General features: G+C 70.5%; 25 protein-coding genes, 2 tRNA genes and 3 pseudogenes. 13 read left to right on the plus strand and 17 right to left on the minus strand.

Annotation, left to right across the window (positions count from 1 at the left end):
• Positions 1-13: 13 nt before the first annotated feature.
• A complete protein-coding gene (locus OHA65_RS13785; protein WP_327283422.1) occupies positions 14-958 on the plus strand; it encodes a hypothetical protein in 945 nt (314 codons plus the stop codon).
• Between the two features lie 112 nt (positions 959-1,070).
• Here the strand turns inward: OHA65_RS13785 and clpX are convergent, their stop codons facing one another.
• From clpX to OHA65_RS13810, 5 genes are all read right to left on the minus strand, one after another.
• Positions 1,071-2,357 (minus strand): ATP-dependent Clp protease ATP-binding subunit ClpX, encoded by a 1,287-nt coding sequence (gene clpX / locus OHA65_RS13790; protein ID WP_030297265.1) that lies wholly within the window; start codon positions 2,355-2,357, stop codon positions 1,071-1,073.
• Positions 2,358-2,510: 153 nt separating this feature from the next.
• Positions 2,511-3,182, minus strand: a complete 672-nt coding sequence (locus OHA65_RS13795; RefSeq protein ID WP_323179072.1) for an ATP-dependent Clp protease proteolytic subunit — start codon at positions 3,180-3,182, stop codon at positions 2,511-2,513.
• Between the two features lie 86 nt (positions 3,183-3,268).
• Positions 3,269-3,886 (minus strand): ATP-dependent Clp protease proteolytic subunit, encoded by a 618-nt coding sequence (locus OHA65_RS13800; protein WP_327283423.1) that lies wholly within the window; start codon positions 3,884-3,886, stop codon positions 3,269-3,271.
• A 332-nt stretch (positions 3,887-4,218) separates the two neighbouring features.
• The gene (gene tig, locus OHA65_RS13805) at positions 4,219-5,601 is read right to left on the minus strand and encodes a trigger factor (RefSeq protein ID WP_327283424.1); all 1,383 of its coding nucleotides are present in this window, start codon (positions 5,599-5,601) and stop codon (positions 4,219-4,221) included.
• Positions 5,602-5,764: 163 nt separating this feature from the next.
• Positions 5,765-5,841 (minus strand) — tRNA-Pro (locus OHA65_RS13810).
• A 168-nt stretch (positions 5,842-6,009) separates the two neighbouring features.
• Between OHA65_RS13810 and OHA65_RS13815 the strand changes: the two genes are divergently transcribed.
• The 5 genes and pseudogenes from OHA65_RS13815 to OHA65_RS13835 all read left to right on the plus strand — a co-directional run.
• Positions 6,010-6,080: transfer RNA gene (locus OHA65_RS13815), tRNA-Gly, on the plus strand.
• A 114-nt stretch (positions 6,081-6,194) separates the two neighbouring features.
• Positions 6,195-6,694: pseudogene (locus OHA65_RS13820) on the plus strand (replication initiator); the annotation flags it as partial.
• Positions 6,687-6,887 carry an excisionase family DNA-binding protein gene (locus OHA65_RS13825; protein ID WP_327283425.1) on the plus strand — a complete coding sequence of 67 codons (201 nt, stop codon included), beginning with the start codon at positions 6,687-6,689 and terminating at the stop codon, positions 6,885-6,887. The pseudogene OHA65_RS13820 and the gene OHA65_RS13825, both read left to right, overlap by 8 nt.
• Positions 6,888-7,127: 240 nt before the next feature.
• Entirely contained in the window at positions 7,128-7,457 is a 330-nt protein-coding gene (locus OHA65_RS13830) for a tyrosine-type recombinase/integrase (RefSeq protein ID WP_328762749.1), read from the plus strand.
• Positions 7,458-7,544: 87 nt separating this feature from the next.
• Positions 7,545-7,905: pseudogene (locus OHA65_RS13835) on the plus strand (NUDIX hydrolase); the annotation flags it as partial.
• Positions 7,906-8,066: 161 nt separating this feature from the next.
• Here the strand turns inward: OHA65_RS13835 and OHA65_RS13840 are convergent.
• A complete protein-coding gene (locus tag OHA65_RS13840; protein ID WP_328762750.1) occupies positions 8,067-8,291 on the minus strand; it encodes an e9imm peptide in 225 nt (74 codons plus the stop codon).
• A 9-nt stretch (positions 8,292-8,300) separates the two neighbouring features.
• Complete coding sequence (locus OHA65_RS13845; RefSeq protein WP_328762751.1) at positions 8,301-8,807, minus strand: hypothetical protein; 507 nt, start codon at positions 8,805-8,807, stop codon at positions 8,301-8,303.
• A gap of 480 nt (positions 8,808-9,287) precedes the next feature.
• On the opposite strand from OHA65_RS13845, the gene OHA65_RS13850 reads away from it, so the two are divergent.
• The 3 genes and pseudogenes from OHA65_RS13850 to OHA65_RS13860 all read left to right on the plus strand — a co-directional run bounded on the left by OHA65_RS13850 (position 9,288) and on the right by OHA65_RS13860 (position 11,536).
• Positions 9,288-10,115: a hypothetical protein gene (locus OHA65_RS13850; RefSeq protein WP_327283427.1), complete on the plus strand. Its 828-nt coding sequence runs from the start codon at positions 9,288-9,290 to the stop codon at positions 10,113-10,115.
• Between the two features lie 236 nt (positions 10,116-10,351).
• A pseudogene (locus tag OHA65_RS13855) lies at positions 10,352-10,905 on the plus strand (UTRA domain-containing protein); the annotation flags it as partial.
• 73 nt (positions 10,906-10,978) lie between these two features.
• Complete coding sequence (locus OHA65_RS13860) at positions 10,979-11,536, plus strand: hypothetical protein (protein WP_327283428.1); 558 nt, start codon at positions 10,979-10,981, stop codon at positions 11,534-11,536.
• 222 nt (positions 11,537-11,758) lie between these two features.
• Here OHA65_RS13860 and OHA65_RS13865 read toward each other — a convergent pair whose 3' ends face one another.
• Positions 11,759-12,028 (minus strand): hypothetical protein, encoded by a 270-nt coding sequence (locus tag OHA65_RS13865; protein WP_405761932.1) that lies wholly within the window; start codon positions 12,026-12,028, stop codon positions 11,759-11,761.
• Positions 12,029-12,293: 265 nt separating this feature from the next.
• On the opposite strand from OHA65_RS13865, the gene OHA65_RS13870 reads away from it, so the two are divergent.
• Complete coding sequence (locus OHA65_RS13870; RefSeq protein ID WP_327283430.1) at positions 12,294-12,767, plus strand: DUF4231 domain-containing protein; 474 nt, start codon at positions 12,294-12,296, stop codon at positions 12,765-12,767.
• A 37-nt stretch (positions 12,768-12,804) separates the two neighbouring features.
• Here the strand turns inward: OHA65_RS13870 and OHA65_RS13875 are convergent, their stop codons facing one another.
• The 3 genes from OHA65_RS13875 to OHA65_RS13885 form a co-directional block, all read right to left on the minus strand.
• On the minus strand, positions 12,805-12,999 hold the full coding sequence (locus OHA65_RS13875) for a hypothetical protein (protein ID WP_030297273.1): 195 nt from the start codon (positions 12,997-12,999) through the stop codon (positions 12,805-12,807).
• A gap of 176 nt (positions 13,000-13,175) precedes the next feature.
• On the minus strand, positions 13,176-13,634 hold the full coding sequence (locus tag OHA65_RS13880) for an HD domain-containing protein (RefSeq protein WP_327283431.1): 459 nt from the start codon (positions 13,632-13,634) through the stop codon (positions 13,176-13,178).
• Entirely contained in the window at positions 13,631-15,076 is a 1,446-nt protein-coding gene (locus OHA65_RS13885; RefSeq protein WP_327283432.1) for a pyridoxal-dependent decarboxylase, read from the minus strand. Before OHA65_RS13885 ends, OHA65_RS13880 begins: the two co-directional genes overlap by 4 nt.
• Before the next feature lie 193 nt (positions 15,077-15,269).
• Here OHA65_RS13885 and OHA65_RS13890 point away from each other — a divergent pair, with 193 nt between their 5' ends.
• Positions 15,270-15,887: a DUF4232 domain-containing protein gene (locus OHA65_RS13890; protein ID WP_405761935.1), complete on the plus strand. Its 618-nt coding sequence runs from the start codon at positions 15,270-15,272 to the stop codon at positions 15,885-15,887.
• A gap of 202 nt (positions 15,888-16,089) precedes the next feature.
• Here OHA65_RS13890 and OHA65_RS13895 read toward each other — a convergent pair whose 3' ends face one another.
• From OHA65_RS13895 to OHA65_RS13905, 3 genes are all read right to left on the minus strand, one after another.
• A complete protein-coding gene (locus OHA65_RS13895; protein WP_405761936.1) occupies positions 16,090-18,534 on the minus strand; it encodes an FtsX-like permease family protein in 2,445 nt (814 codons plus the stop codon).
• Positions 18,534-19,337, minus strand: a complete 804-nt coding sequence (locus OHA65_RS13900) for an ABC transporter ATP-binding protein (protein ID WP_328762755.1) — start codon at positions 19,335-19,337, stop codon at positions 18,534-18,536. Before OHA65_RS13900 ends, OHA65_RS13895 begins: the two co-directional genes overlap by 1 nt.
• Positions 19,338-19,494: 157 nt before the next feature.
• The gene (locus tag OHA65_RS13905) at positions 19,495-20,610 is read right to left on the minus strand and encodes a PP2C family protein-serine/threonine phosphatase (protein ID WP_371643545.1); all 1,116 of its coding nucleotides are present in this window, start codon (positions 20,608-20,610) and stop codon (positions 19,495-19,497) included.
• 144 nt (positions 20,611-20,754) lie between these two features.
• Here OHA65_RS13905 and OHA65_RS13910 point away from each other — a divergent pair, with 144 nt between their 5' ends.
• Positions 20,755-21,990 carry a GNAT family N-acetyltransferase gene (locus OHA65_RS13910; RefSeq protein ID WP_328762756.1) on the plus strand — a complete coding sequence of 412 codons (1,236 nt, stop codon included), beginning with the start codon at positions 20,755-20,757 and terminating at the stop codon, positions 21,988-21,990.
• Between the two features lie 141 nt (positions 21,991-22,131).
• Here the strand turns inward: OHA65_RS13910 and OHA65_RS13915 are convergent, their stop codons facing one another.
• Complete coding sequence (locus OHA65_RS13915; protein WP_327283439.1) at positions 22,132-22,938, minus strand: DNA-formamidopyrimidine glycosylase family protein; 807 nt, start codon at positions 22,936-22,938, stop codon at positions 22,132-22,134.
• Between the two features lie 67 nt (positions 22,939-23,005).
• Complete coding sequence (locus OHA65_RS13920) at positions 23,006-23,491, minus strand: ribose-5-phosphate isomerase (RefSeq protein ID WP_327283440.1); 486 nt, start codon at positions 23,489-23,491, stop codon at positions 23,006-23,008.
• A gap of 220 nt (positions 23,492-23,711) precedes the next feature.
• Here OHA65_RS13920 and OHA65_RS13925 point away from each other — a divergent pair, with 220 nt between their 5' ends.
• On the plus strand, positions 23,712-25,145 hold the full coding sequence (locus tag OHA65_RS13925; protein ID WP_327283441.1) for an amino acid permease: 1,434 nt from the start codon (positions 23,712-23,714) through the stop codon (positions 25,143-25,145).
• 81 nt (positions 25,146-25,226) lie between these two features.
• On the opposite strand, the gene OHA65_RS13930 is transcribed toward OHA65_RS13925, so the two are convergent.
• The gene (locus tag OHA65_RS13930; RefSeq protein ID WP_327283442.1) at positions 25,227-25,808 is read right to left on the minus strand and encodes a biotin transporter BioY; all 582 of its coding nucleotides are present in this window, start codon (positions 25,806-25,808) and stop codon (positions 25,227-25,229) included.
• Positions 25,809-26,089 lie beyond the last annotated feature (281 nt).

Below are 26,089 nucleotides of genomic sequence, written 5' to 3' on the forward strand. Positions count from 1 at the left end.
GGGGGACGCGGGCATGAGTTACAACCAGCCTGGGCCGTACGGCCAGCAGCCGCAGCAGCCGGGACCGTACGGAGGCCCGCAGCCGGGGCCCTACGGGCAGCCCGCTCCGCAGCCCGGCTACGGCTACCCGCAGCAGCCCCCGCCGGGCGTCCCCCCGCAGGGCTACCCCCAGCAGCAGCCCCAGCAGCAGCCCCAGCCGGGCTACGGCTACCAGCAGCCGGGCATGCCGCCGCAGCAGCCCCCGTACGGCGGGCAGCCGCCGAAGAAGTCGAAGGCGGGCGTGGTGATCGCGGTTATCGTCGCGGTCGCGGCGATCGGCGGCGCCGGCTGGTACTTCACGAAGGGCGGCGGCGCCTCGGGCTCGGTGGCCGCGGACACCAAGGGCTACAAGCTGACCTACCCGGCCTCGGTCGACAGCTACGCGAAGAACGACCAGGCGGTCGGCACCGCGAAGGGTGACACGCCCCTGACGGGCGAGCAGAAGGCCAAGGCCGAGGCCATCGGCGTCAAGGACGCGCACCAGTCGAGCCAGCAGTACTTGAGCGGCACCCCGGGCAAGGCCAAGCAGATGACCGCGAGCGGCTTCTGGGGGCAGATCGATGACCCGGAGAAGGCTCTCGACGGCTATTTCAACTCGATCGGCGCGCCCAACCCGGACACCGACAAGCTCGGCCTGAAGTACGAAAAGGTCGGCTCCCCCAAGGCGTTCACGCCGGACGGATTCAAGGGCGCGGTCATGAAGTGCGTCGAGATCAAGATGACCACGACGAAGACGACCAAGCCCGGCGAGCCCAACTCGATCGTGCTCCCCACCTGCGCCTGGAGCGACTACTCCACCCTGGGCGCGGTCAACCACATGGACCAGACCACGCTCCTGACCGGCGGCAGCCAGGGCACCCTGGAGGACGTCGCCAAGCTGGCGGCGAAGCTTTACAACACCTCGCGGACCAAGGTCTGACCGGACGGGCGGCCGGCGCGGGCCCTCGCCCAGCGCCGGACTCGCTCCTGAAAACGAGGAGGGGCGCCCCGGATGTCCGGGGCGCCCCTCCTCGTGTTGCGTCAGGTGACGGCTACGCCGACTTCTCCTGCGGGCCCTGGTCCTTCGGGACGATGCGCGGGACCAGCGTCGGGTTGACGTTCGAGCGGACGACGTCCGCCGTGATGACCACGCGGGCCACGTCCTTGCGGGACGGGACCTCGTACATCACCGACATCAGGACCTCTTCCATGATGGCGCGCAGGCCGCGCGCGCCCGTCTGGCGGAGGATCGCCTGGTCCGCGATGGCCTCCAGCGCCTCGCGCTCGAAGTCCAGCTCGACGCCGTCGAGTTCGAACAGCCGCTGGTACTGCTTCACCAGCGCGTTCCGCGGCTCCACCAGGATCTGCAGCAGCGCCTCGCGGTCCAGGTTGTGCACCGAAGTGATGACGGGCAGACGGCCGATGAACTCCGGGATCATCCCGAACTTCACCAGGTCCTCCGGCATGACCTCCTGGAACTGGTCGCTCGCCTCGATCTCGCGCTTCGAGCGGATCGTCGCCCCGAAGCCGATGCCCTTGGCGCCCGCACGCGACTCGATGATCTTCTCCAGGCCGGCGAAGGCGCCGCCCACGATGAAGAGCACGTTCGTCGTGTCGATCTGGATGAACTCCTGGTGCGGGTGCTTGCGGCCGCCCTGCGGCGGGACCGAAGCCGTCGTGCCCTCCAGGATCTTCAGCAGGGCCTGCTGCACGCCCTCACCGCTCACGTCGCGCGTGATCGACGGGTTCTCGCTCTTGCGGGCGACCTTGTCGATCTCGTCGATGTAGATGATCCCGGTCTCGGCCTTCTTGACGTCGTAGTCGGCCGCCTGGATCAGCTTGAGCAGGATGTTCTCGACGTCCTCGCCCACGTACCCGGCCTCCGTCAGCGCCGTCGCGTCAGCGATGGCGAACGGGACGTTGAGCATGCGCGCGAGCGTTTGGGCGAGCAGCGTCTTGCCGGAGCCCGTCGGGCCCAGCAGCAGGATGTTGGACTTCGCGAGCTCGATCGCGTCGTCACGGCCCTGCGCGCCGCCGTTCTCGCCGGCCTGGACGCGCTTGTAGTGGTTGTAGACCGCCACCGAGAGCGCCTTCTTCGCCGGCTCCTGGCCGACGACGTAGCTCTCCAGGAACTCGTAGATCTCGCGAGGCTTGGGGAGTTCCTCCCACCGGACCTCGGAGGTCTCCGCGAGCTCCTCCTCGATGATCTCGTTGCAGAGGTCGATGCACTCGTCGCAGATGTACACACCGGGTCCTGCGATGAGCTTCTTCACCTGCTTCTGGCTCTTTCCGCAGAACGAGCACTTGAGCAGGTCGCCGCCGTCACCGATGCGTGCCACGAGGTGCTTCCCCTTCGCCTGGGAGACGCTTGGTTCAGCGCTCCTGGTGCCTCATATCCGACGGTACCTTGCCGGGGGCCCCCTACGGGGCCCCCTTGACGTGGTTCACATCGCCGAATGTGACGACGTGCCCACGCCAACTGGCGGCAAGGGTCAGTGGGAGTTCTTGCGGGTCGAGACGATCTGGTCGATCAGGCCGTACGCGAGCGCGTCCTCGGCCGTCAGGATCTTGTCGCGCTCGATGTCCTCGCGGATCTTCTCGATCGGCGTGGTCGAGTGCTTGGCCAGCATGGTCTCCAGCTGGTCACGCATGCGCAGGATCTCCCTGGCCGCGATCTCCAGGTCGGAGAGCTGCTCGCGGCCGGTGCCGCCGGACGGCTGGTGGATCAGCACACGGGCGTTCGGCAGCGCCATGCGCTTGCCGGGGGTGCCTGCGGCCAGCAGGACGGCGGCGGCGGAGGCCGCCTGGCCCATGCAGACCGTCTGGATGTCCGGCTTCACGAACTGCATCGTGTCGTAGATGGCCGTCAGCGCGGTGAACGAGCCGCCGGGGCTGTTGATGTAGATCGAGATGTCGCGGTCCGGGTCCATCGACTCCAGGCACAGCAGCTGCGCCATGACGTCGTTGGCGGAGGCGTCGTCGATCTGCACGCCGAGGAAGATCACGCGCTCCTCGAAGAGCTTCGCGTACGGGTCGTACTCGCGCACGCCCTGCGAGGTGCGCTCGACGAAGCGCGGGACGACGTAGCGGTTGTCCACCGGCGCGCCGGTGTAGAGGCCGCTCGCGGGAGAGAGGTTGTTCATGTGCATCTGGGTGTTCACCATCCTGGTGGCGTTCTGCGGGCTGGGGCTTGCCGGGTGCGGGCGGGCGTACGGGGCCTCGTACGAGGCCCCGCGCGCCGGGGCCGGGATCAGGCCCCGGTGCCGCCGCCGCCCGGGACCAGCGACGCGGCGGAGATGATCTCGTCGATGAGGCCGTACTCCTTGGCCTCCTCCGCGGTGAACCAGCGGTCGCGGTCGCCGTCGCGGATGATCGCCTCCACGGTCTGGCCGGAGTGGTGGGCGGTGATCTCGGCCATGCGCTGCTTCGTGCGCAGCAGGTACTCGGCCTGGATCTTGATGTCCGAGGCGGTGCCGCCGATGCCGGCGGAGCCCTGGTGCATCAGGATGTCCGTGTTCGGGAGCGCGAAGCGCTTGCCCGGGGCGCCGCCGGTGAGCAGGAACTGGCCCATGGAGGCCGCCATGCCCATGCCGATGGTGACGACGTCGTTCGGGATGTACTGCATGGTGTCGTAGACCGCCATGCCCGCCGTCACCGAGCCGCCCGGGCTGTTGATGTACAGGTAGACGTCCTTCTCCGGCTCCGCGGCCAGGAGGAGGAGCTGCGCCGTGATCTTGTTCGCGATGTCGTCGTCGACCTGCTGGCCGAGGAAGATGATGCGCTCGCCGAGCAGCCGGTTGTAGACATGGTCGCCGAGGCCGCCACCGATGGACGGCTCACCCGCGGCGTAAGGCTTCAGATTCGTCACGTATCCACCTGCTCGTCTCCGACGGCCACATGCCGTCTCAGCGTCTCGTTCTGGGGCGCGGACCGGTCGGCGGCCGTGGCCGTCGGCGTCCGGGTACTCCCGTGCCCTCGTATTCATGGACCCTAACGCGCAGGTCGGACAACGCCATCCCGCTTCCCGAACTGTTCGCTCGGAGCGCAAGGTCCGCGGGCTCTGCGCGGGCCGGCTGCGGGCCCTGTGCGGGCCACCGGGAGGGGCCCTCGCGACGGTACGCCGAAGGGCCCGTACACGGCTGCGTACGGGCCCTTCGGGATGCTGCTCAGCGGGTGCCGCGCGGGGCGGCACCCAGGGTGTTACTTGGCCTCTTCGGCGTCACCCTCGACAGCGGCCTCGACGGTCTCCGTGGCCGTCTCGACCTCGTCCTCGTCGTCGGACAGGTCGACGACCTCACCGTTGGTGTCGACGACCTTGGCGGCCTCGACGACGACCGCGAGGGCCTTGCCGCGGGCGACCTCGCCGACGAGCATCGGCACCTGGCCACCCTCGACGACGGCCTGCGCGAACTGGTCGGGGGACATGCCGGAGGAAGCGGCACGGCGCATGAGGTGCTCGGTGAGCTCCTCCTGGTCGACGCCCAGCTTCTCCTTGTTGACCAGCGCGTCCAGGACGAACTGGGTCTTGATGCCCTTGATCGCCTGGTCCTTGGTCTCGGCGTCGAACTCCTCGACCGTCTTGCCCTGGAACTCCAGGTACTTCTCGATGGTCAGGCCCATCTGGCCGAGCTGGTGGTGCTCCAGGTTGTGCTTGCGGGTGTTGACCTCGTCCTCAAGCAGCTTCTCGGGGATCGGCACCTCGACGAGCTCCAGCAGCTTCTCCAGGACGCGCTCCTGGGCCTGCGTGGCCTGGTCGTACTGCTTCATGTTCTCAAGGCGCTTGCGGCTGTCCGCCTTGAGGTCCTCAAGGGTGTCGAACTCGCTCGCCATCTGCGCGAACTCGTCGTCCAGCTCCGGCAGCTCGCGGGCGGAGACCTTGGAGACCTTGACGGTGACCTCGGCGTCCTTGCCCTCGGCGGAGCCGCCCTTCAGCTGGGAGGTGAAGGTGGCCTCGCCACCGGCCTCCAGGCCCTTGACGGCCTCGTCGATGCCGTCGAGGAGCTCGCCCGAGCCGATGGTGTACGAGACGTCGGAGGCGACGCCGTCGGGCAGCACCTCGCCGTCGACCTTGGCCTCCAGGTCGAGGGTGACGACGTCACCCTCGGCGGCGGCGCGCTCGACGTCGTTCGTGGACGCGAAGCGGCCGCGCAGCTGCTCGACCGACTTCTCGATGTCCTCGTCGGAGACCTCGACCGCGTCGACCTCGACCTCGATGCCGGAGTAGTCCGGGATCTCGATCTCGGGGCGGACGTCGACCTCGGCGGTGAAGGCCAGCAGTTCGCCGTCCTTCAGCTCCGTGATGTCGACCTCGGGCTGGCCCAGCGGGTTCAGGTCGGCCTCGTTGACGGCCTCGGTGTAGAACTTCGGGAGCGCGTCGTTGACGGCCTCCTCCAGCACCGCACCACGGCCGAAGCGCTGGTCGATGACCCGGGCGGGGATCTTGCCCTTACGGAAGCCCTTCACCGTGACCTGCTGGTTGATCTTCTTGTACGCCGCGTCGAGGCTGTCCTTGAGCTCCTCGAAGGGCACCTCAACAGTGAGCCGAACCCGAGTCGGGTTCAGGGTCTCCACGGCGCTCTTCACGGTTCGGTCTCCTTGTGGCTGACTGCTTGGGGTTCTGCGTCCACGCTGCGATTCAGCGGTTCGGCGGATTCGGCCCGGTACATCAGACACACGGGCACGCAGCTTGCATAGTAACCGCAAGCGGCAATCAGCCCACAACGCGATCTTGCGATGGCGATGCTGGTGGTCGGGGTGGCCGGATTCGAACCGACGACCTTCCGCTCCCAAAGCGGACGCGCTACCAAGCTGCGCCACACCCCGTCGGTGCGACACGTAGGGTACATGCCTGGAGACCCTCTGATGCGCGGGGTTTTGAACGAACGTTTCAGGACGCCGCACCGCGGGCGCGCAATGGAGTGTGCACTCCCCCGGCCCGACCCGCTAGGATGCTGTCCGTGCCGCGGTCCCCGGACCTGCGGCGCACGTGTTGCGGGCGTAGCTCAATGGTAGAGCCCTAGTCTTCCAAACTAGCTACGCGGGTTCGATTCCCGTCGCCCGCTCTGAAGCACGAAGGGCCAGGTCAGAGGATTTTTCCTCCGCCTGGCCCTTAGTCATTCCCGGGGTCAGCGATCAGTCCTACATGCCCCTTGCCCTTGCGCGTGTCCTTCCGCGTGGCGGTCAAAGTCCCGGCGGCTGGAGACCAGCCCGCCCGAACCTTCCGTTGGGTACGCGACCAAGGCGGCCGAGAACACCGGCACGCTCAACTGGCGCGTCGGGAATCGCGAGGCGCTGGTGCTCCTCCACGTGCCGGACCACACCGCACGCCTGATCGGGGCCCGCTTCGACCTCGACCCGCTCTATCCGGACCGGCGCCTCGCCGCCTGGTCGCACATGCTCGGCTTCCGCGGTCACTTCTCCACGAAGTCGCGCTCCTACTCGACCACCCTCGGGGCCTTACGCCAGACCCGCGCCGACTACCGCGCCGCCCAGGAACGCGAAGCCCGTGGCCTGGACGACATCGAGCCGGACAGCGTGCTCGTCCTCGTCTCCTGGCAGTACGCCGGCCACGGGCGCAGCCCGGGGGAGTCGGTCCTCGCCGCCACCCGTCGCCCGCGACATCCAGCTCAACCGAGAGACCGCCCGCGAAGCCCTGAAGGGGGAGCAGCATGGCTGATCGATACCTGTCCGTCGTCCAGGTCGCCGAGCTGCTCGGGACCACCGTGAGATTTCCTCGGCGGCTGGTCGAGGAGCGTCGGATCACCTACGTGAAGGTCGGGCGGCGCGTGCGGATCCCCGAGAGCGCCGTGTACGCGTACACCGCCGCCAACACCGTCGAGCCTCGTCGGTGTGGGCTGGTGGCTGCCTGATGGCTGGAAAGCGACGGCGTAAAGGCCATTTGAAGCCCGTCTTCGGCGCCGTCAACATGGCGGAGATTTCAGCGCCACTCGTACGGCGTTGGCGGGCCGACAAGCTGGCCAGCGGGACCGGGCAGACCGCCGTGGCCAAGGCATACGCCCTGCTCAGGGCCATTCTGGGGACGGCGTTGTCCGATCAAATGATCAGGCGGAACCCGTGCCAGATCAAAGGGGCTCCGGGTCCTCGTCCTGATGGCCGGCTTCCTCGGGCTGCGGTGGGGCGAGCTGATCGGACTGCACCGGCGGGACACCGACCTTGAACAGGGGACCCTGCGGGTCCGGCGCGCCGTCGCCGAGCTCGGGGCCGACGGGCGCGTGTTCATCGGGGCAAAGGGGGCGACTCCTCGCCAGAACCACTTCAACCCGCTGTGGCACAAGGCCTGTCGGAAGGCCGGGATCAAGGGGCTGCACTTCCATGATCTGCGGCACACCGGGAACTCCCTGGCCGCTTCAACCGGGGCGAGCACGCGGGAGTTGATGGCCCGGATGGGGCACAGCACCGCCCGTGCCGCACTGATCTAGCAACACGCCAGCGCCGACCGGGACCGGTTGATCGCCGACGCGCTGAGCAAGCTCGTGCTGCATTCCGTGTCCGTGGCCGGGGCCGTGCTGCGCGAGGACGGCCGACTCCTGGCGATCCGCCGAGCGGACAAAAGCATTGGGGAGCTCCCGGGCGGAGTCCTCGAACTCACCGAGTCCCCGGAGGCCGGCGTCCGCCGTGAGGTCCTGGAGGAAACGGGCATAGAGGTCGAGATCGACACGCTCACCGGGGTTTACGAGAACACCCACCCGCGGCATCGTCGCCCTGGTCTTCCGCTGCGAGCCCTCCGGCGGCACAGAACGTACGTCCGATGAGTCGACCGCGGTGACCTGGCTGACCCCGGGAAGGGGTAGCAGCCGCATGTCCGAGGTCTACGCGATCCGCCTCCTGGACGCCCTGGACGAAGAGGGCCCCCACATCCGCAGCCACCAGCTCCCGCCTCAACCCTTACCGGCCGGCAGCCGCGACGCCCCCGCCATCCTGGAGCCTGAGGCCCCCGCCGGGGGCATGTTGGTGAGTGACGGCACCGCCGGCCTGTGGGGCTCGACTCATGCCCTTGGCCTGTCCCGTCTTACCGCGCAGGCCTGGGGTCAGAGCGCGATCGGCTTGTACGCCATGGCGCGGTCTACGACCTTCTCGGCGCTCAGTGCGGGGTCAAAGTCCCAGTACATGTAGTTGCTGATGTGAGGGCAGGCCAGGCCGCGTTGGAGAGTTGCGATGATCTTGTCTGCCTCTGGCTCGGTGGCATCGCCGTCCAGAAGGCGTTGGACCAAGAGGACGGCCTCGTCGCGGGTCAGGCTTCGCTGTGTGGTCATGCCGCCGACCTATGCGTCGAGCTCGTCGCCGGGCTGCGACCACCGTTTGATGATCTTTGCTGGAAATTCCGGGGCTGGCCACACCTGGATACGGATCTTCTCAGTGGTTTCGGGGCTCTCGTCAGAGTCGATGTCGGCCTGAGCTGCCCGAGCCAAGTTGCTTCGGGACACGCGAACACGGTTCCAGCCTGGCGGGACCTCGAACGTAGCCGCATCGGGGCCGTAATCCGTGCAACCCAGAACCATCATGCGGCCCAACGACACATCGAGGCTGGCCTCAACCACGTGATCAAATTCCGTGCTGTCATCACTCGGCTCCTGAGGCAGGACGACAACAGTGACAGATACGTTGACATTGACAGCCGTGCCGATGCCCAGTGCATCCCGTGCAACCGCGAGATGATCGGCAACGGCCTGGGCCGTCCACGCATCGCCTAGATCACCGTCCGAATCCGCATCGGTTAGGTGTATCTGGAAGTAGTCGGCGAAGAGGGTGAGCTCTGCATTGGTCGTCATGGCGGCACAGTGCCATGCAGCACTGACAGGAGATGCGGTACAGCAGACAAGCACAGCAACCGTGCTGACCGTGCATTTCGGCAGAGAGATCGTCCGCAAAGACCGAACGTTCCTGGGCGTGCCGAAGATCAGTTCCCGTTGGATCCTCTGAAGGTTCCTCAAGCCCGAACAGTCCGCGTAGTCCGATCAGGCAGGTTTGTCGGACTATTCGAGGGACAGGCCGATCGCCCCCGATGCCGCGCTGCCCGGCCGGGGCACCACATGTTCGTTCGCGGGGCGCTCGCGCCGCACTGAGAGAACGACGTCAGGGCGTACCCCTTTCCCGCATATGCGTACTGAAAGGCCGGGAGAAGCCAGATGCTCATCGAAGTAAGCAGGTTCCTACGGCGCCGCTGGCTGCCACAGGCGACAGTTGCGGTAGTGGCAGGGGCAGCCTGCCTGGCGGGAGTGGTACCAGCCGCGGCTGCCCAGGTGACCTGGGTGAGCTGCAGCGCCAACCCCAACGCCCTGCAGCCCGCCATTACCGCCGCTTCGCCCGGCGACACCCTGCTGGTGAGAGGGACCTGTACCGGCCCCTTCACCATCGACAAGGACCTGACCCTGTGGGGCGTCGGTGGGGCGGTGCTCGACGGTAACCAGGCGGGCTCCACCGTCACGGTCGGCAGCGGAGCCCGGGTTCTCCTGGACCACGTGATCCTCACCCATGGCAGCGCTGCGTCCTCCGGCGGCGGCGTCAACAACCAGGGCACGTTGACGGTGAGCCACTCCACGGTGAGAGACAACACGGCGCCCTCAGGCGCGGGTGGAGGCATCCACAACCTGGGCACGCTGACGGTGGTCAGCTCCACGGTGAGGGACAACTACTCAATCGGCGCCGGCGGCGGAATCAACAACAACGGGTCCCTCACGGTGCGTGACTCCAGTGTGTTCGGCAATTCCGGAGACAATGGCGGGGGCATCTTCAATTACCTCGCCGGCCAAACGGTCACGCTGATCCGCTCGTCGGTGCACCACAACACCGCGAGAGTGAGTGACGGCGGCGGCATCCTCAACTACCTGGGCGAGATGACGGTCTCCAGCTCCACGGTGTACAGCAACACTGCCCCCTTCGGCGGCGGCATCTGGAACCAAGGAACGCTGACGGTGACCCGCTCCACGGTGCAACGCAATACCGCGACGGGCGGCCCCGGCAGTGGCGGCGGCATCTACAAGGCCGGCGGCTCCTTGACCCTCGACCGGTCCGTGGTTCGTAACAACACCCCGGACAACTGCGCTCCGCCCGGAAGTGTCCTGGGCTGCACAGGCTGAAACACCGCCGTGCAGCCCTGGAGGCACCGCCACCCACCCGCTCCGCCGACCTTCGGACACTGTCCACGGGGCACGCATCCGGGGTGAACGCGCGTACGGATCAGATGCTGCCCGTGCCCTAGCCGTGCCAGGTAGGACGGACAACGGCGGTCAAAGGCGGGTGCCATGGCGAGCCCTAGCGTTCTCCGTGGCACCCGTTCGCGCCGGTCAAGGCGGTAATGGACGCGTGAAGATCGGTGATTCCCAAGCTCAGAGCACGGTGCCACCTTCACCACTGCGTAGGTCTCCGGCGGGCGCAGGAGTTGCTGATCTCCCAAGGCGTGTTGGAGGGGCGGGCGGGGTCCGGGACGTACGTGGCCGCGCCGCCGCAGCGTGTGCGCGTGGAGGCGGCTCGTTCCTCGGCCAGGGGGCAGCCGGGCGGCTCACCGTTCCGGGCCGACGTGCGGGCGCTGGGCAAGCAGGGGAACGGGGAGAGCCGGACCGAAGCGAAGGTGCCGGCCCCGGCCGAGATCGCGGCGCGGCTCGGGATCGCCGAAGGCGACCTGTGCGTGCGGACTGTCTACGAGTTCCTTGCTGATGCTCGACCGGTGCAGCCGTCGACCAGTTGGGAGGCGTACGAACTCACCGCCGGCACGCTCGTCGTCCTGCCGGAGGTGGGCCGCACGCGGGCGGGGGCGTCGTGAACCGGATGGCCGCGATCGGGATTGCGGTCAACCATGCCGTTGAGCAGCCGAAGCCGCGGCAGGCGACTGCCGAGGAAGCGTCGCTCCTCGGGATCCAGAAGGCCGCGTGTCGCCGGTGGGATCTGCGCTGATCTCACCCTTTGCCCGACAGACGCAGCTCTCGCCTGCTAAGAAGCGGCCATGGACGCGGCTCTGACGGGACTTGCAGGCACGACCGTAGGTGCGCTGGCGGGATTCGCGGGCGCCTGGCTGGCTCAGCGTGGGCAGCTGCGCCAGCAACGAGAGCAGCGAGCGTACGCGGAACGCGTGCGTTGGCTGGATGACAAGAAGGGCCTGTACCGCGACCTCCTGATCGCGATGTACGGCTGGCATGATTCGCTGGTTTCGATCTGGCTCGACGAGGACGACGGCCGGCTCTCCGAGACGCGGGGAACGGCCTATAAGTGGGGCGTCGAGGCTTCCCTCATCGCGTCAGAGCCCGTCCAGACCGCCATTGAGGATCTGCGAGGCAGGTTCCTGTCAGCACAGTCCGTGATCCTCAGCCGGACGCGTACGACGGAGCGGGCGCCTCTTGAAGCCGTGCAGGAAGGGCTTGCGCTACTGGAGAGTGCCCTGAGGGCGGAACTCTCCGACCCGCACCGTCCGGAGGTTCGCAGACGCTCCGGCCGCCCCTGGGGTGTACAACGTGGCCCGTCCACGGAGGGGACACGCGCAATCGAGCCACAACGTTCCAACTAGACGTGCCCCGCGTGCCTGATGGGATGGCTCCGCATGGGGAGTCTCGGGGAACTGCGGGGAGGCTGGTGGGAACGTGCAGGTCAGTGGGGTGGCTGCTCGGGCAGGAGGTGCGTACGCGATCTTCCGAACCAGCTACGCGGGTTCGATTCCCGTCGCCCGCTCTGAAGCACGAAGGGCCAGGTCAGAGGACGTTTCCTCCGCCTGGCCCTTCGTCGTTTCGTCTCAGTAGTGGACCGCCGTGCACGTGACCGTGGTCTTGCCGTCGGCCGTCTTGACTTGGTACTTGCCCCCGCTGAGGCCTCCGAGGTCGAACCTTCCCGACTTGTCGATGGGGACCGAGCCCGAGGTGGAGCCGGAGTAGGTCACCGTCGTGCCGGCGGGGAATCCCTGACCCCATACGTGGTACTTGCCGGCTGAATCCAACTCGACGTTGCATTTCGCGGCCGCGGGGGCCGTGGTGGTCGAGGCGTGGGCGGCTACGGCGGGGCCCACAGCGAGGGCGGGAGCCAGCAAGAGCGTGAGTGCTGCAAGACGACGTGTCCGGTTCATCATTCGACCTGCCTTGGACGCTGACGGTGCGGCCGGTGGGGCGTGACGGCTCCGATACCCGCGGCAGCGGTCGCACGGGGGCGCCGGGGGGGAAATTCTCGCTCCGTTACGCCGTGCTCATGGCGATCTTCATCTTATCGTCCGGTTCGTCCTGCGGCATCTCGCGGACGGTCTTGACGGCGGTGGGGGGAGGTTGTGTACTCCCCGCATGTCGGGGGCGGGCGGGGCACGGGAGTACGTAGAGACGCGGCTGAGTCAGTACCAGCAGTGGTACGACCGCAAGGCCGTGCGGAGCAAGGCCGTCTATTTACGGATGCGGACCCTGTCGGTCGTCGGCGGGGCGCTCGTGCCCGTGCTGGTCAATCTCGACGTGCGGTTCGCCCGGATCAGCGCCACCGTCCTGAGCCTGCTCGTCGTCGTCTCCGTGTCACTGGAAAGCGTGTACCGGTACCGGGAGCAGTGGAAGAACTACCGGTCGACCGAGCAGCTGCTGGGGCACGAGCGCGTCTACTTCGAGACCGGGGTCGGGCCGTACGCCGGGTTGTCCGAGCGCGATGCGTACACGACGCTCGTGTCCCGGGTGGAGCAGGCGATCGCCAACGAGAATTCGGCCACCCTCAACGTCATGACGCTGGGCGGCCAGGTGAACTCCGACCTGGAATGCCGGCGATCGGCAGGGTAGGCCGGCCCCCGTACGGGTGGGACCGGCGGCTGCCGGACTAGAGCTTGATCCCCGCGATGGTGTCGGCGAGGGAGTTGAGGAAGCGGTTGACGTCGGGCGCGATGGAGCTGGACGCCAGGAAGAAGCCGAAGAGGACCGCGACGATCGCGGGGCCGGCCTTGATGTGGTTGCCGCGGACGAGCACCACCAGGATGACCGCCAACAGAACCACCACTGACAGCGAAATGGCCACTACTGATCACACCTTCGGTCGTCCCCTGGTCGGCCCGGGGCGCACGGCCGCGCACGCACCCACATGGACCATCCTCCCACCAACGGGCCCCGGCTATCCGCCCCGTGGCGAATCGACACCGGCGCGTTCCCGCCAACCGCTGCTGCACCGGACATGTTTCGGCTGTGGGGTCGGTGTCACGGCCCGGTGAGACCGAGGAGGGAGCGGACATATGCGTACTTCGCGGACAATCGTTCCCGGGTGGGGCCGTCCAGCACGGAGAGCCGCGCGGGGTCCGCGTTGTGCTCCAGGTCGGCCTCCTTGACCAGGAGGGCGCCCGGGGTGGCGAGGATCCGGGCCGCGTACTCCTCCGGCGGTTCGCCGGCGCGCTTGGTGACCGCCAGCACCATGTCCTTGACGGGCTGGGGAAGCGCGGCGGAATCCAGCCACTCCCGGCTGAGCGCATCGTCCTCGACCGCGTCGTGGAGCCAGGCCGCCGCCTGCTGTTCGGCGCTGCCGCCGCGGGCGCGGACTCCCTCGGCGACGGCCGCGAGGTGCTCCGCGTACGGCCGGCCGGCCTTGTCGGTCTGGCCCTCGTGCGCGGAGCGCGCCAGCGCCTCGACCTCGATCAGGGTCAGCGGTTGCTGCTGCGTCATGTGGTCCCCTTCGCTGCCGTCCGTGCCGTCCGTGTCGCGTGTGCCCCCTGTGCCGCCGCCTTACGCAGGGCCCGCGCGGCCCGGCGCACGTCGGCCTGCGTGGTACGCCAATTGGAGAACGCCGCACGCAGGGCGGGGGTTCCCGCGTAGACCGTGGGGGTGACGAAGACCTCCTCCTGAGCCGCCTCCCGCAGGGCCGTCAGGCGGGCCTGCGTGGGGTTTTCGGCGAGGGTGAAGCAGACGACGTTCAGGTGGACCGGGGCCAGCAGACGGAAGGCGGGGTCCTGCTCCAGTTCGGCGCCGAGGGCCCGGGCGCAGGCGATGTCGCGCTCGACGATCTCGCGGTGGCCTTCGCGGCCGTACGCGCGCAGCGTGAACCAGGCGGCGAGGGCGCGCAGTCGGTGCGAGTTCTCGGGGGTGAGGTGGACCAGGTCGGGGTGGTCGCCGAGGGGGCCGAGGTAGGCGGCGGCGTTCTGGAAGACCCGGGCCTGGAGGTCCTGGCGGCGGGTGAACTGGACCGCGCTGTCGTAGGGGACGTTCAACCACTTGTGCAGGTCGATGCAGACGGAGTCGGAGTCGTCGAGGCCGTCGACGAGGTGGGCGTGCTCCGGGGAGAGGGCGGCGAAGGCGCCGAACGCGGCGTCTGTGTGGAGCCAGAACGCGTGGCGTTCGCGGAGAGCGGAGATCGCTCGGAGGTCGTCGAAGTCCACCGTGTTGACGGTGCCGGCGTTGGCGACGACGACGGCCGGGCCGGAGGTGTCGGCGAGGGCGCGGTCCAGGGCGGCGGGATCGACGGCCTCGCGGCCGGGGAGGGTGGGGACGGGGACGAGGGAGCCGCGGCCGAGGCCGAGGACGGACAGGGCCTTCGCGATGGAGGAGTGCGGGGCTCCGGACAGGACGCGCACCGGGCCGAGGGCTGCCGCGCCGTCCTCGGAGGGCGAGACGCCGAGGCGTTCGCCGAGCCACTCGCGGGCGATGGCGACGCCGGTGGTGTTGGACATGGTGGCGCCGCTGACGAAGGTCCCGGTGTGCGCGTCGGTGAGGCCGAAGAGCTCGCGGAGCCAGGTGGTGGTTTCGCGTTCGAGGTCCTGGCCGGCGCCGTCCAGGGCGGAGTTGGAGTTCTGGTCGTGGACGGAGGTCAACCAGTCCCCGACGAGGGCGGCGGGGGTGGCTCCGCCGGTGACGAAACCGAGGTAGCGGGGGCCGGCGGAGGCGGAGAGGCGCGGCGCCCAGCGCTGCGCGAACTCGTCGAGGGCGGATTCCGTGCCGGTGGCGTGGACGGGGAGGGGCGGCTCCGCTTGCGGCGGGGTCAGGGATACGTGGGGTACGAGCGGTACGACGGGACGGGCGTCCAGGGCTTCTAGGGCGTCGGCGGCGGTGCGGCGGGTGGCCTCCAGGAGGTCGGGGAGGCGGGCGAGGTCGGAGGCGAGCGTGCGGTCCATGGGGGCACGGTAGGGACCCGGCGGGCGCGGCGGACCGGCCAATCGGGGGTTATTGGCCGGTCCGGCGGTCCGCCGGCTCCCGTGCCGCGCCGCTGCGCGAGCGGCCCCGGGCCGCGCCCGGGCCTTCGGGGCTCCGCCCCGGACCCCGCGCCTCAAACGCCGGCGGGGCTGGAGGGCGGCGTAGGGTCGGGGGATGGTGGGGACTCGGTGGGTCGTGGGGGTTGTCGGAGTCTTCTGCTTGGCGGGGCTGGTGGTGGGGTGCGATACGCCGCCCCCGCCCGCGGCGGCGCCGGGGCCCGATCCGGTGGGGGCCGCGCCCGCCCCCCGTTCCCCGCAGCCCGGACCCTCGGCCGGCTCCCCGCAGCCGGAGGACTGTCCCGAGGGGGGCGTGCGGTTGCGGGAGGGGAGCGGGGATTCCGCGATGGGGCTCCGGGTCGCCGACATCCAGCTGGTCAACTGCGGTGCGCAGCCGTACGTGCTCCAGGGCTATCCGGAGGTCCGGCTGCTGGACAGGAAACGGGCCCCCGTGGAGGTGACGGTCGTGCACGGCGGTGAGGGGATCACCGGTGCACCGACCGGCGTGGACGGTGATCCGCAGCAGGTGGAGCTCCGGCCCGGTCAGGCGGCCGCGGTCGGGATGGTGTGGCGGAACCTGGTGACCGATACGACGGTGCCCGCCGCAGAGGGATGGGTGGTGGAGGTGACGCCGCGGGCCGGTGCGCCCCGGGTGGAACTGGAGCTGGGCCATTCCGTCGACCTCGGGAACACCGGGAAGCTCGGGATCGGCCCCTGGAAGGCCATGGCCCGCTGACCGCCCCGTCCGTCCCGTCCGGCTCGGTGGGCCCGGCAGACGGCGTACCGCGTACGGGCTGCACCGTGCCGGAGCCGCCGTAGCCGGACGGGCGGCGGGCGGGCGTACGCCGGCGGTTCGGGCCGGAGCGCCGGCTACGCGGTGGCGCGGACCCGAGTGCGCCGGCCGGCCCTGCTGCCCAGCCCCGGCGCATCCGGTTCGGCTACGCCGGCACGGTCGTCCCGCCCCGGCGCAGGGCCCAGCGGGCCGGGAGGAGGGTGGCGGCCAGGCCCAGGGCCAGGGCAGTGGCTGCGAAGGAGGCGTACAGCACGGGTGGGATGTGCGGGGGCGCCCCGGTGAGGGCCTTGGTCAGCGGGAACAGGGTGGCCAGGGCGATCGCGCTGCCGAGGGCGACGCCCGTGCCGCCGATCAGGAGGGCCTCCCAACGGAGCATGCGGAGCACTTGGCGGCGGGTGGAGCCGACGAGGCGCAGCATCCGCAGTTCGCGGCGGCGGTCGAGGACGGTCATCACGAGGGTGTTCGCGGCGGTGACGGCGGCGAAGCCGCCGAGGACGGCCGCCATGGTGGTGTTGGCCCAGGCGTTGACCTCGCGGTCCAGGTTCTGGGCGGTGGTCCAGGCCGAGGCGGTCACTGCCGGGCCGAGGCCTGACGGGACCGGGCCGCGGATCAGGAGTTCGGTGGGGTGCCCGGCCGTGGTGTGGCCGGTGAGGTCCGCCGCCGGGAGGGTGATCTGGCCGAGGCCGAGGCCGCGGGTGTAGACGGCCACGATTTCGGGGGTGACCGGGGCCCCGTCGGGGAGGCGGAGTTCGATGTGGTCGCCGACGGTGGCGTGTGCGGAGTCGGCGAGGCTGCGGTCCACGGCCACGGTGCCGGGCCGGAGCGCGGCGAGGCTGCCTTCGCGTACGCCCGGGTCCTGGACGGTGGTGAGGTCGCCGGCGACGCCCTGTGCTGAGGCGGGGCGCAGCGAGCGTTCGGCGCCGGTGCCGGACATCGCGAGGACGGAGGTGCGGGTGATCGCGACGCCCGCGCGGGTGGCGTCGGAGGGCGGGTCGGCGATCACGTGGTCGGCGAGCAGTCCGGCTTCCTGTTGCTGGCGGACGGCCCGTTCCTCGCTGGTGTGCAGGAAGACCAGGGTCGAGGAGAAGGCCATGGCGAGCACGATGGGGGTGATGGCGGAGGCGAACCGGCGGGCGTTGGTCCGGGAGTTGGCGGCTGCGAGCGAGCCGGACGGGCCGCCGGCGCGCAGCGGGAGGCCGAGTACGGCGGCGCAGGCGCGGGCGATCAGGGGGCCGAGCAGGGCCACGGCCAGCATGAAGAGCATGACGACGCCGAGCGCGGCGTTGGCGGCGTCCTCGCCGCGGCCGGTGGTGGCCAGGGCCGCGCAGGCGATGCCGCCGGCGAGGGCGGCGATGCCCAGGGGCGTACGGATCCACCCCGGGCGCAGGCGTTCCACGGCGGCTTCGGCGAGGGCGCGGCCGGGCCGGATCCGGGCGGGTCGGCGGGCGGCGGCCCAGCCGGCGAGCAGGGCGGTGACGAGGCCGGTGCCGACGGCTGCGACGAGGGGGATCCAGGAGACGGTGAGTTCGACGCCGGCCGGGATGGCGCCCTTGGCCCGGAGCTGTCCGAACCACCAGGCGGCGAGGCCGATGCCGGGTATGCAGCCCAGTAGGCCTGCGGCCGGTGCGACGAGCAGGGCTTCGGTGGCGACGGTGCGGCGGATCTGCCGCGGGGTGGCGCCGACGGCGCGCAGCAGAGCGAACTCGCGGGAGCGCTGACCGACGGACAGGGCCACGGTCGCGGCGGCGGTGAAGACGGCGACGAGGGTGGCGGTGCCGCCGAAGGATCCGCCGAGCGCCATCAGGAGTTCCCTGGCGCCCGCGAGCTGCGGGTCCACGGCGCGGGCGGAGCCGGTCAGCACCTGGGCGCGGCCGTCGACGGCGGCGCGGACCCGGGCCGGGTCGGCGTCGAGGAGGACGACGGCGTCGAGGGCTCCGGGGTGTCCGGAGAGGGTGCGGGCTTCGGCGTCGGAGAACCAGACTCCGGTGCCGCCGGCGTGTCCCACCACGAGGAACTGCCGCTTGCCGACCGGGGTGTCGAGCGTGATCCGGTCTCCCGGGGCGCCTGCGCCGGCGCCTGCGCTCGTGCCCGCACCGCCACCCGCGCCGGCACCGGCACGGGCACCCGCACCCGCACCGGTGCCCAGTACGACCTCGCCCGGGGCGGCAGCCGCCCGGCCCCTGGTGAGCTGCGCACGGGTGAAGGCGGCGGAGCCCCAGCCCGAGGCCTCCACGGCGGCGCCCGCGTCGCCGCGTACGGGGAAGACCACGTCGGGCACGGTCCGCCCGAGCGGGGCCAGCCGTTCCAGTAGGGCGGCGTCGACCCTGGCCCGCTCCGGGACCCGTACCACTTCCTCGTACGCGCCGTCGCCGCTGCCCACCTGCTGGCGGATCTGTTGGTCGGCGGCGACCACGACGGGGGCGTGGGCGTACCGGGTCGGCGGGACGTCCGCCCGGACTCCGCTCTCCAGCAGGATGCCGCAGGCGGAGACGATGGTGACGGTCATGAGCAGGGCGATGAAGGTGCCGGCGAAGGCGGCGGGGCGAAAGCGCACCGCCGCCCGGGCCAGGCCGTTCGGGCGGAGCAGCATCAGGCGGCCGCTCCCGCGTACGCCGGGGCGGTGAGGACGGTCATCCGGGCGGCGATGGTCGCGGCGGAGCTGTGCGGCAGCCGGTCCGCGATCAGCCCGTCGGCGAGGAAGAGCACCTGGTCGGCGTGGGCGGCGGCGGCCGGGTCGTGGGTGACCATGACGATGGTGGCGCCGAGGGAGTCCACGGCGGCCCGGAGGAGTCCGAGGACTTCGGTGGCGGTGGTGGTGTCGAGGGCGCCGGTGGGTTCGTCGGCGAAGACGACGTCGGGCCGGGTGACCAGGGCGCGCGCGATGGCGACGCGCTGCTGCTGCCCGCCGGAGAGCTCGGCGGGGCGGCGCCGGCCCTTGCCTTCGAGGCCGACGCGGGCGAGCAGGTCGGCGGCCCGGTCCCGGTCCTGGCGTCCGCCGGCGAGCCGCATCGGGAGCAGTACGTTCTGCTCCACGGTGAGGGAGGGCAGCAGGTTGAAGGCCTGGAAGACGAAGCCGAGGCGGCTGCGGCGCAGTTCGGTGAGTTCGTTCTCGTTCATGCCGGTGATCTCGGTGCCGCCGAGGCGGACGGAGCCTGCGGTGGGCAGGTCGAGTCCGGCCGCGCACTGTAGGAAGGTGGACTTGCCGGAGCCTGAGGGGCCCATCACGGCGGTGAAGCTGCCGCGGGGCAGGCTGAGGTCGATCCCGCGCAGGGCGTGCACGGTGGCGGCGCCGCGTCCGTATGTGCGTCGTACGCCGCGCAGTTCGACGGCGGCCGCGCTGTCGTACGCCGCCTGCTCGCTCTCGCGCTGCCGCCTGCTCCGCCGGAGCCCCATGGTGTGCCGCCTTCCGTGTTCACCGCCCGGACCGGGCCGGTGTGCCGTTCGTGGTGTCGACGCTACGGACGGGGGTGCGGGGGCGGACATGGCGGAGCCAGGCGGATCGGTGGTGGGGAAAACCCCCGTAAGGAGGTCGAAGACTCCCGTAGGGGGGTCAGGGCGAGCGGCGGATCAGCAGCAGGGCGCGGTCGTCGTTGACGTCCTTGGCGACCTTTTCGATCAGGTGCCAGGCGGCGCCCTCCCAGCCTGCGGCGACGTAGCGGTCGGCTTCGCCGGTGAGCCGGTCGATGCCCTCGCTGATGTCGCGGTCGGCGGTCTCGACCAGGCCGTCCGTGAAGAGCATGAGGACGTCGCCGCGGCGCAGGTTGCCGCGGGCGGGTTCGAACTCGGCGCCGTCGTAGACGCCGAGCAGCGGGCCCTCGCCGGACTTCTCCTGCCAGCGGCCGGTGCCCGCGGAGAGCTGGAGGGCGGGCAGGTGGCCGGCGGAGAGGAGTTCGTAGTCGCCGGTCTGCAGGTCCAGGACGAGGTGGATGGAGGTGGCGAAGCCCTCGTCCCAGTCCTGGCGGAGCAGGTAGCCGTTGGCGGCGGGCAGGAAGCCGTGCGGGGGCAGGGCGCCGAGCAGGCCGCCGAACGCGCCGGACAGCAGCAGGGCGCGGGAGCCGGCCTCCATGCCCTTGCCGGAGACGTCGGTCAGGACGACCTCCAGGGTCCGGCCGCCGTTCGTGCGGGCGGCTACGACGAAGTCGCCGGAGAACGACTGGCCGCCGGCCGGGCGCAGGGCCATCTCGCGGTGCCAGCCGCGCGGCAGGGCGGGCAGCTTGCTCTGGACCCGGATGCGTTCGCGCAGGTCGAAGAGCATGGTGCCGCCGCGCCGCCACGGCACGCCGACGCGGCTGCGGAACTGCGCGATGACCAGTCCGAAGAATCCGCAGGCGGCCACGACCAGGACCGTCCCGGGAGTGACCCGGGCGGGGCCCAGGGTGTACGGCCCGAGGACCAGGGCTTCGACGATGAGGGCCGCCGCGGAGGCCGCGTACAGGGCGAGCAGGCTCGCGGGGCGCAGCAGCAGGCCGCCCGCGACGATCGGCAGGACGAGGGCGGACGGCGAGAACCAGACGGGCAGCATGAGTGTGCCGCAGGCGATCGCGGGCACGGTCAAGAGCAGTCCGGCGAAGGCAAGCCAGTCGGAGGCGTCGCCGCGGAAGTAGTCGACGGCGGATTTGCGCAGGGCTGTGCGGGCCCGGTGCGACAGCATGCGCGTCCGGGCCATGAGCGTCTCCGTGCGTGCTCCGGCCATTGCTTCGGGACCCTATCCATCCTGGCTGCGCGCGCGCAGGGGGACCCCCGGACCGGGGGGTCCCGGCTCGTCGAAAACCCTTCGACTGTGCCGGAATGTCCTGGTAAGGATGGCCGTATGGCTCTTGAGATGCGCGTATTGCAAGCCGATGAGTGGGATGTCTGGTACGACCACCTGGAACTGGCTTTCGGCGGGGTGCCGGAGTCTGCCCAGGAGCGGGAACTCTACAAGTCCCTGACGGAGTTCGGGCGCTCGCTGGGCGTCTGGGACGGCGAGGCCTGCGTCGGCTCGGCTGGCGCCTTTTCCTTCCGCCTGTCGGTGCCGGGCGGGGCGCTGGTGCCGGCGGCCGGGGTCACGATGGTGGGGGTCGCGCCCACGCACCGCCGCCGCGGGGTGCTCACGTCGATGATGCGGCGCCAGCTGGACGACGTCCGGGCGGGTGGCGAGCCGCTCGCCGTGCTGACCGCCTCGGAGCCGGCGATCTACGGGCGTTTCGGCTACGGCACCGCGACGTACGAGCTGTCCGTGAGCGTCGATACCGCACGCGTACGGCTGTCGGTGCCGCCGGGGACGGACGAGGTGCGGCTGCGGCTCGTCGATCCGCTGAAGGCGCTGCCGGACTGCGAGCAGGTGTACGCGGCACTGGTCGCCCGGAGGCCCGGCATGCCGGCGCGGCAGCCCGGCTGGGAGCGGGTGGTGGTGCTGGACCCCGAGTCGGGGCGCGGGGGCGCTTCGCCTCTGAAGTGCGTGGTGGCGGAGCGGGCGGACGGCGAGGTGGCCGGGTACGCGCGCTACCGGGTCAGGGCCGACTGGGAGGCGCACGGTCCGGAGGGCAAGGTCGAGGTGGCCGATCTCGATGCGCTGGACCCTGCGGCGACGGCCGCGCTGTGGCGCTACCTCTTCGAGATCGACCTGACCTCCACGGTACGGGCCCGCAAGCGGCCGGCGGACGATCCGCTGCTCCACCTGGTCAGCGACGTGCGGCGGGCGCAGCCGAGCCTGCGCGACTCGCTGCACCTGCGGCTGGTGGACCTGCCGGCGGCCCTGGAGGCACGAACGTACGGCGCCCCCCTGGACGTGGTGCTGGACGTCGAGGACGCGTTCTGCCCGTGGAACGAGGGGCGCTGGCGGCTCGTCGCCGGTACGGACGGCTCGGTGGGCTGCACCCGGACCGCGGACCCGGCGGACCTGGAGCTGTCGATACGGGAGCTGGGCTCGGCGTACCTCGGCGGGATCACCCTGGCCTCCATGGCGGCGGCCGGCCGGGTGCGCGAGCTGCGCCCGGGCGCCCTGACGGCGGCCTCGCGGGCGTTCACGTCCGACGTGTCCCCCTGGCTCCCCCACGGCTTCTGACCGAAACCGCGACCGGGGGCCGGCACCGCCGCGGTCGGCCCGCCGCGGACCACCTGGCCGCGGGGCCCGTGCGGACGGCTCCCCCGGCCACCCCGTCCCGGGGCGGCCGGGGCCGGTCGGCGGGACCGGTGTTCCGCGCGGCTAGCGCTGCTGGCAGTCCGGACACCAGAACAGGTTGCGGGCCGCGAGGTCGGCGGTGCGGACCCCGGCACCGCAGATGTGGCACGGCATGTTCGCCCTGCGGTAGACGTACACCTCGCCGCCGTGGTCGTCCACGCGCGGCGGGCGGCCCATCGCCTCGGGCAGGTGTTCGTCGCGGACGGTGTCGATCCGGTTGTTCCGTACGCCCTCGCGCATCAGCACCACCAGGTCGGCCCACATGGCGTCCCATTCGCCGCGCGTGAGGTCCTTGCCCAGGCGGTACGGGTCGATGCCGTGCCGGAAGAGGACCTCGGCGCGGTAGACGTTGCCTACGCCGGCGATCACCTTCTGGTCCATCAGCAGGGCGGCGACGGTGGTGCGGGAGCGGGAGATCCGCTTCCAGGCGCGGTCCGGGTCGTCGGCCGGGCGCAGCGGGTCGGGGCCGAGCCGTTCGTGTATCGCCTTCTTCTCGGCTTCGCCGATCAGGGCGCAGGCGGTGGGGCCGCGCAGGTCGGCCCAGTGCTCCGGGTTGAGCAGCCGCAGCCGGACCGTATCCGTGGCCGGGGGCGCCGGGGCGGGGCCGAAGCCGAGCTTTCCGAACAGGCCGAGGTGGATGTGGATCCACGTGTCGCCGAGTTCCAGGAAGAGGTGCTTGCCGTGCGCCTCGGCGCCCTCCAGGTCCCGTCCGTCGAGCAGGGCCGCACTCTCGGCGAACCGGCCCTGGGGGCTGCTCACCCGGACCGGCCGCCCGGCGAACCGCTCGGTGTGGTCCTGGGCGAGGCGGTGGATCGTATGCCCCTCGGGCACGGCAGTGCTCCTACGTCTGGAAACGGCCGTGCCGCCGGAGGCTCCGGCGGCACGGCGAAGCGGAAGATCAGCCCTGCGGGTGGTGGGCCGGGATCGGGGGGAGCTCGCCGGTCTGCTCGTAGGCGGAGAGCATCTCGATGCGGCGGGTGTGGCGCTCCTCGTCGGAGTACGGGGTCGCCAGGAAGGCCTCGATGAAGCTGACGGCCTCGTCCTGCGTGTGCATCCGGCCGCCGACGGAGATCACGTTGGCGTTGTTGTGCTCACGGCCGAGCTTCGCGGTCTCGACGCTCCAGGCCAGGATGGCGCGGACGCCCTTGACCTTGTTCGCGGCGATCTGCTCGCCGTTGCCGGAGCCGCCGATGACGATGCCGAGGCCGTCGGCGTCCGCGGCGGTCTTCTCCGCGGCGCGCAGGCAGAACGGCGGGTAGTCGTCCACCGCGTCGTAGATGTGGGGCCCGCAGTCGACGGGCTCGTGGCCGTTGTTCTTGAGCCAGTCCACCAGGTGGTTCTTGAGCTCAAAGCCGGCATGGTCGGATCCGAGGTACACGCGCATGTCACGAGTGTGGCACGGGCACCCCCCACAGACCGCAGCAGGGTGTCGCGTAAGTCACTTCTAAAGCTCAAGTAAACCCAAAGAACGCAGATGGGACAGGGCGGGACCAGGGTCTTGGACGTTCGCCCCAACGCAACGATCCGGACTGAGGTCTTCCGTCCTGCGTTCATCTCAGGTTTGAATGCCCGGGCTCGCAACCCGAGAACCTAAGGATCCGTCCATGAGCTCCACGACGACCCTTCAGAAGGCAGGCGACCCGTCCGGTAACTCCGGCGACACGCAGCCCTCAGACGGTCTGAAGGCCGGTCTCAAGAACCGCCACCTGTCCATGATCGCCATTGGCGGCGTCATCGGCGCCGGCCTGTTCGTCGGCTCCGGCGGCGGTATCGCCAAGGCCGGCCCCGCCATCCTGATCTCGTACCTCCTCGTCGGCGCGATGGTCGTCTTCGTGATGCGGATGCTCGGCGAGATGGCCGCCGCCAGCCCGAACTCGGGCTCCTTCTCCGCGTACGCCGACCGCGCGCTCGGCCGCTGGGCCGGCTTCTCCATCGGCTGGCTGTACTGGTTCTTCTGGGTCGTCGTGCTCGCCGTGGAGGCGACCGCCGGTGCGAAGATCCTCGAAGGCTGGGTCCCGGCCGTCCCGCAGTGGGGCTGGGCCCTGATCGTGATGGTGGTCCTGACGATCACCAACCTCGGCTCCGTCTCCTCCTACGGCGAGTTCGAGTTCTGGTTCGCCGGCATCAAGGTCGTCGCCATCGGCGCCTTCGTGATCGTCGGCATGCTCGCCGTCTTCGGCGTGCTGCCGGGCTCGGACAACCCTGGCGCGGGCTTCGCCCACCTCACCGACGCCGGCGGCTTCATGCCGAACGGCTGGGGCTCCATCCTCACCGGTGTGCTGATGGTCGTCTTCTCCTTCATGGGCAGCGAGATCGTCACCCTGGCGGCCGGCGAGTCCGAGGACCCGCGCCGCGCGGTCACCAAGGCCACCAACTCGGTGATCTGGCGCATCGGCGTCTTCTACTTGGGCTCGATCTTCATCGTCCTCACCCTGCTGCCGTGGAACGACAAGTCGATCGTCGACAAGGGCTCGTACGTCGCCGCCCTGGACTCCATCGGCATCGCGCACGCCGGCCAGATCATGAACGTGATCGTCCTGACCGCCGTGCTGTCCTGCCTGAACTCGGGCATGTACACGGCCTCCCGCATGGCGTTCTCGCTGGGCGAGCGCGGTGACGCGCCCAAGGTCTTCTCCAAGGTCAACAAGCGGGGCGTGCCCACGGCCGCGATCCTGGGCTCGGTGGTCTTCGGCTTCGCCGCCGTCTACTTCAACTACAGCTCCCCGGACACCGTCTTCAGCTTCCTGCTGAACTCCTCGGGTGCGATCGCGCTCTTCGTGTGGCTGGTCATCTGCCTGACGCAGCTGCGGATGCGCAAGATCCTGGTGCGCGAGGCGCCGGACAAGCTCACGGTCAAGATGTGGCTCTTCCCGTACCTGACGTGGGCCACCGCCGGCATGATCACCTTCGTCCTGGCCTACATGGTCTACGACAAGGACAACCGCGAGACGGTCATGCTGTCGCTGCTGGTCGCCGCCGTCGTGCTGGCCATCGGCGTCGTGCGCGACATGCGCCGCAAGGCCGCCGAGCGCGCCTAGTCGAACATGCACGGCAGCCCCGGACCACACAGTGGTCCGGGGCTGCCGTGCTTGCCGCCTGTCACCGCGGCCGTGCGGGCGCTACTTGCGGCCGACGAGCTTCCACGTGGCGGGCAGCAGGCCCATCGCCAGCGCGGCCTTGAGCGCGTCGCCGATCAGGAACGGGGTCAGGCCCGCCGCGACGGCCGCGCCGAAGGACATCCCGGTGGACAGCGCCAGGTACGGCACGCCCACCGCGTAGATCAGCGCGGAGCCCAGCACCATCGTGCCCGCCGTGCGCAGGACGGAGCGGTCGGCGCCACGACGGGCCAGGGCGCCCACGACGGTGGCGGCGAGCAGCATGCCGAGCACGTAGCCGAAGGAGGCGCCGCCCGCGCCGGAGGTGCCGCCCGCGAACCACGGCATGCCCGCCATGCCGGCGAGCGCGTAGAGGGCGAGCGAGAGGAAGCCGCGGCGGGCACCGAAGGCGGTGCCGACCAGCAGGGCCGCGAAGGTCTGGCCGGTGACCGGGACCGGGGAGCCGGGGACGGGCACCGAGATCTGCGCGGCGAGGCCGGTCAGCGCGGCTCCGCCGACGACGAGCGCGATGTCGCGGACGCGGCTCGCGGGCAGCAGGTCGGCGAGGACGGCGCCGGGGCGGAAGGAGACGGAAGCAGTGCTCATCGGAGGCTCCGCGGAGTGAGGGTGACGGGACGATCACCGACGCTAGTGCGCGGCCGGGCGCCGCCCCACCTCCGGCCGGGACAAAGCCCTACTCACCGGTTTGGTGGGGAGTGCACAAAGGGGCGGGTCCACACCCGAGGGGGAGTGATCCGCGTCACGAGCCAGATTCAGACAACACGTCCGTTTTGCGCGGATGGGCGCCGTACGGCGAGACTGTAGGGTCCCGCCAATCCAATGCGGAGCCCCCACCGCCGCTGCCGAGCACGAGAGTACGAGCATCC

It is taken from the genome of Streptomyces sp. NBC_00045, from assembly GCF_045041095.1.
Lineage (GTDB): Bacteria > Actinomycetota > Actinomycetes > Streptomycetales > Streptomycetaceae > Streptomyces.

Bases quoted from the DNA above. Each gene is read 5' to 3' on its own strand.
- OHA65_RS13785 (WP_327283422.1), top strand. From the start codon at position 14: ATGAGTTACAACCAGCCTGGGCCGTACGGCCAGCAGCCGCAGCAGCCG.
- OHA65_RS13795 (WP_323179072.1), bottom strand. From the start codon at position 3,182: ATGGTGAACACCCAGATGCACATGAACAACCTCTCTCCCGCGAGCGGC.
- OHA65_RS13825 (WP_327283425.1), top strand. From the start codon at position 6,687: ATGGCTGATCGATACCTGTCCGTCGTCCAGGTCGCCGAGCTGCTCGGG.
- OHA65_RS13830 (WP_328762749.1), top strand. From the start codon at position 7,128: ATGGCCGGCTTCCTCGGGCTGCGGTGGGGCGAGCTGATCGGACTGCAC.
- OHA65_RS13840 (WP_328762750.1), bottom strand. From the start codon at position 8,291: ATGACCACACAGCGAAGCCTGACCCGCGACGAGGCCGTCCTCTTGGTC.
- OHA65_RS13845 (WP_328762751.1), bottom strand. From the start codon at position 8,807: ATGACGACCAATGCAGAGCTCACCCTCTTCGCCGACTACTTCCAGATA.
- OHA65_RS13860 (WP_327283428.1), top strand. From the start codon at position 10,979: ATGGACGCGGCTCTGACGGGACTTGCAGGCACGACCGTAGGTGCGCTG.
- OHA65_RS13870 (WP_327283430.1), top strand. From the start codon at position 12,294: ATGTCGGGGGCGGGCGGGGCACGGGAGTACGTAGAGACGCGGCTGAGT.
- OHA65_RS13880 (WP_327283431.1), bottom strand. From the start codon at position 13,634: ATGACGCAGCAGCAACCGCTGACCCTGATCGAGGTCGAGGCGCTGGCG.
- OHA65_RS13885 (WP_327283432.1), bottom strand. From the start codon at position 15,076: ATGGACCGCACGCTCGCCTCCGACCTCGCCCGCCTCCCCGACCTCCTG.
- OHA65_RS13890 (WP_405761935.1), top strand. From the start codon at position 15,270: ATGGTGGGGACTCGGTGGGTCGTGGGGGTTGTCGGAGTCTTCTGCTTG.
- OHA65_RS13895 (WP_405761936.1), bottom strand. From the start codon at position 18,534: ATGCTGCTCCGCCCGAACGGCCTGGCCCGGGCGGCGGTGCGCTTTCGC.
- OHA65_RS13900 (WP_328762755.1), bottom strand. From the start codon at position 19,337: ATGGGGCTCCGGCGGAGCAGGCGGCAGCGCGAGAGCGAGCAGGCGGCG.
- OHA65_RS13905 (WP_371643545.1), bottom strand. From the start codon at position 20,610: ATGGCCCGGACGCGCATGCTGTCGCACCGGGCCCGCACAGCCCTGCGC.
- OHA65_RS13910 (WP_328762756.1), top strand. From the start codon at position 20,755: ATGGCTCTTGAGATGCGCGTATTGCAAGCCGATGAGTGGGATGTCTGG.
- OHA65_RS13920 (WP_327283440.1), bottom strand. From the start codon at position 23,491: ATGCGCGTGTACCTCGGATCCGACCATGCCGGCTTTGAGCTCAAGAAC.
- OHA65_RS13925 (WP_327283441.1), top strand. From the start codon at position 23,712: ATGAGCTCCACGACGACCCTTCAGAAGGCAGGCGACCCGTCCGGTAAC.
- OHA65_RS13930 (WP_327283442.1), bottom strand. From the start codon at position 25,808: ATGAGCACTGCTTCCGTCTCCTTCCGCCCCGGCGCCGTCCTCGCCGAC.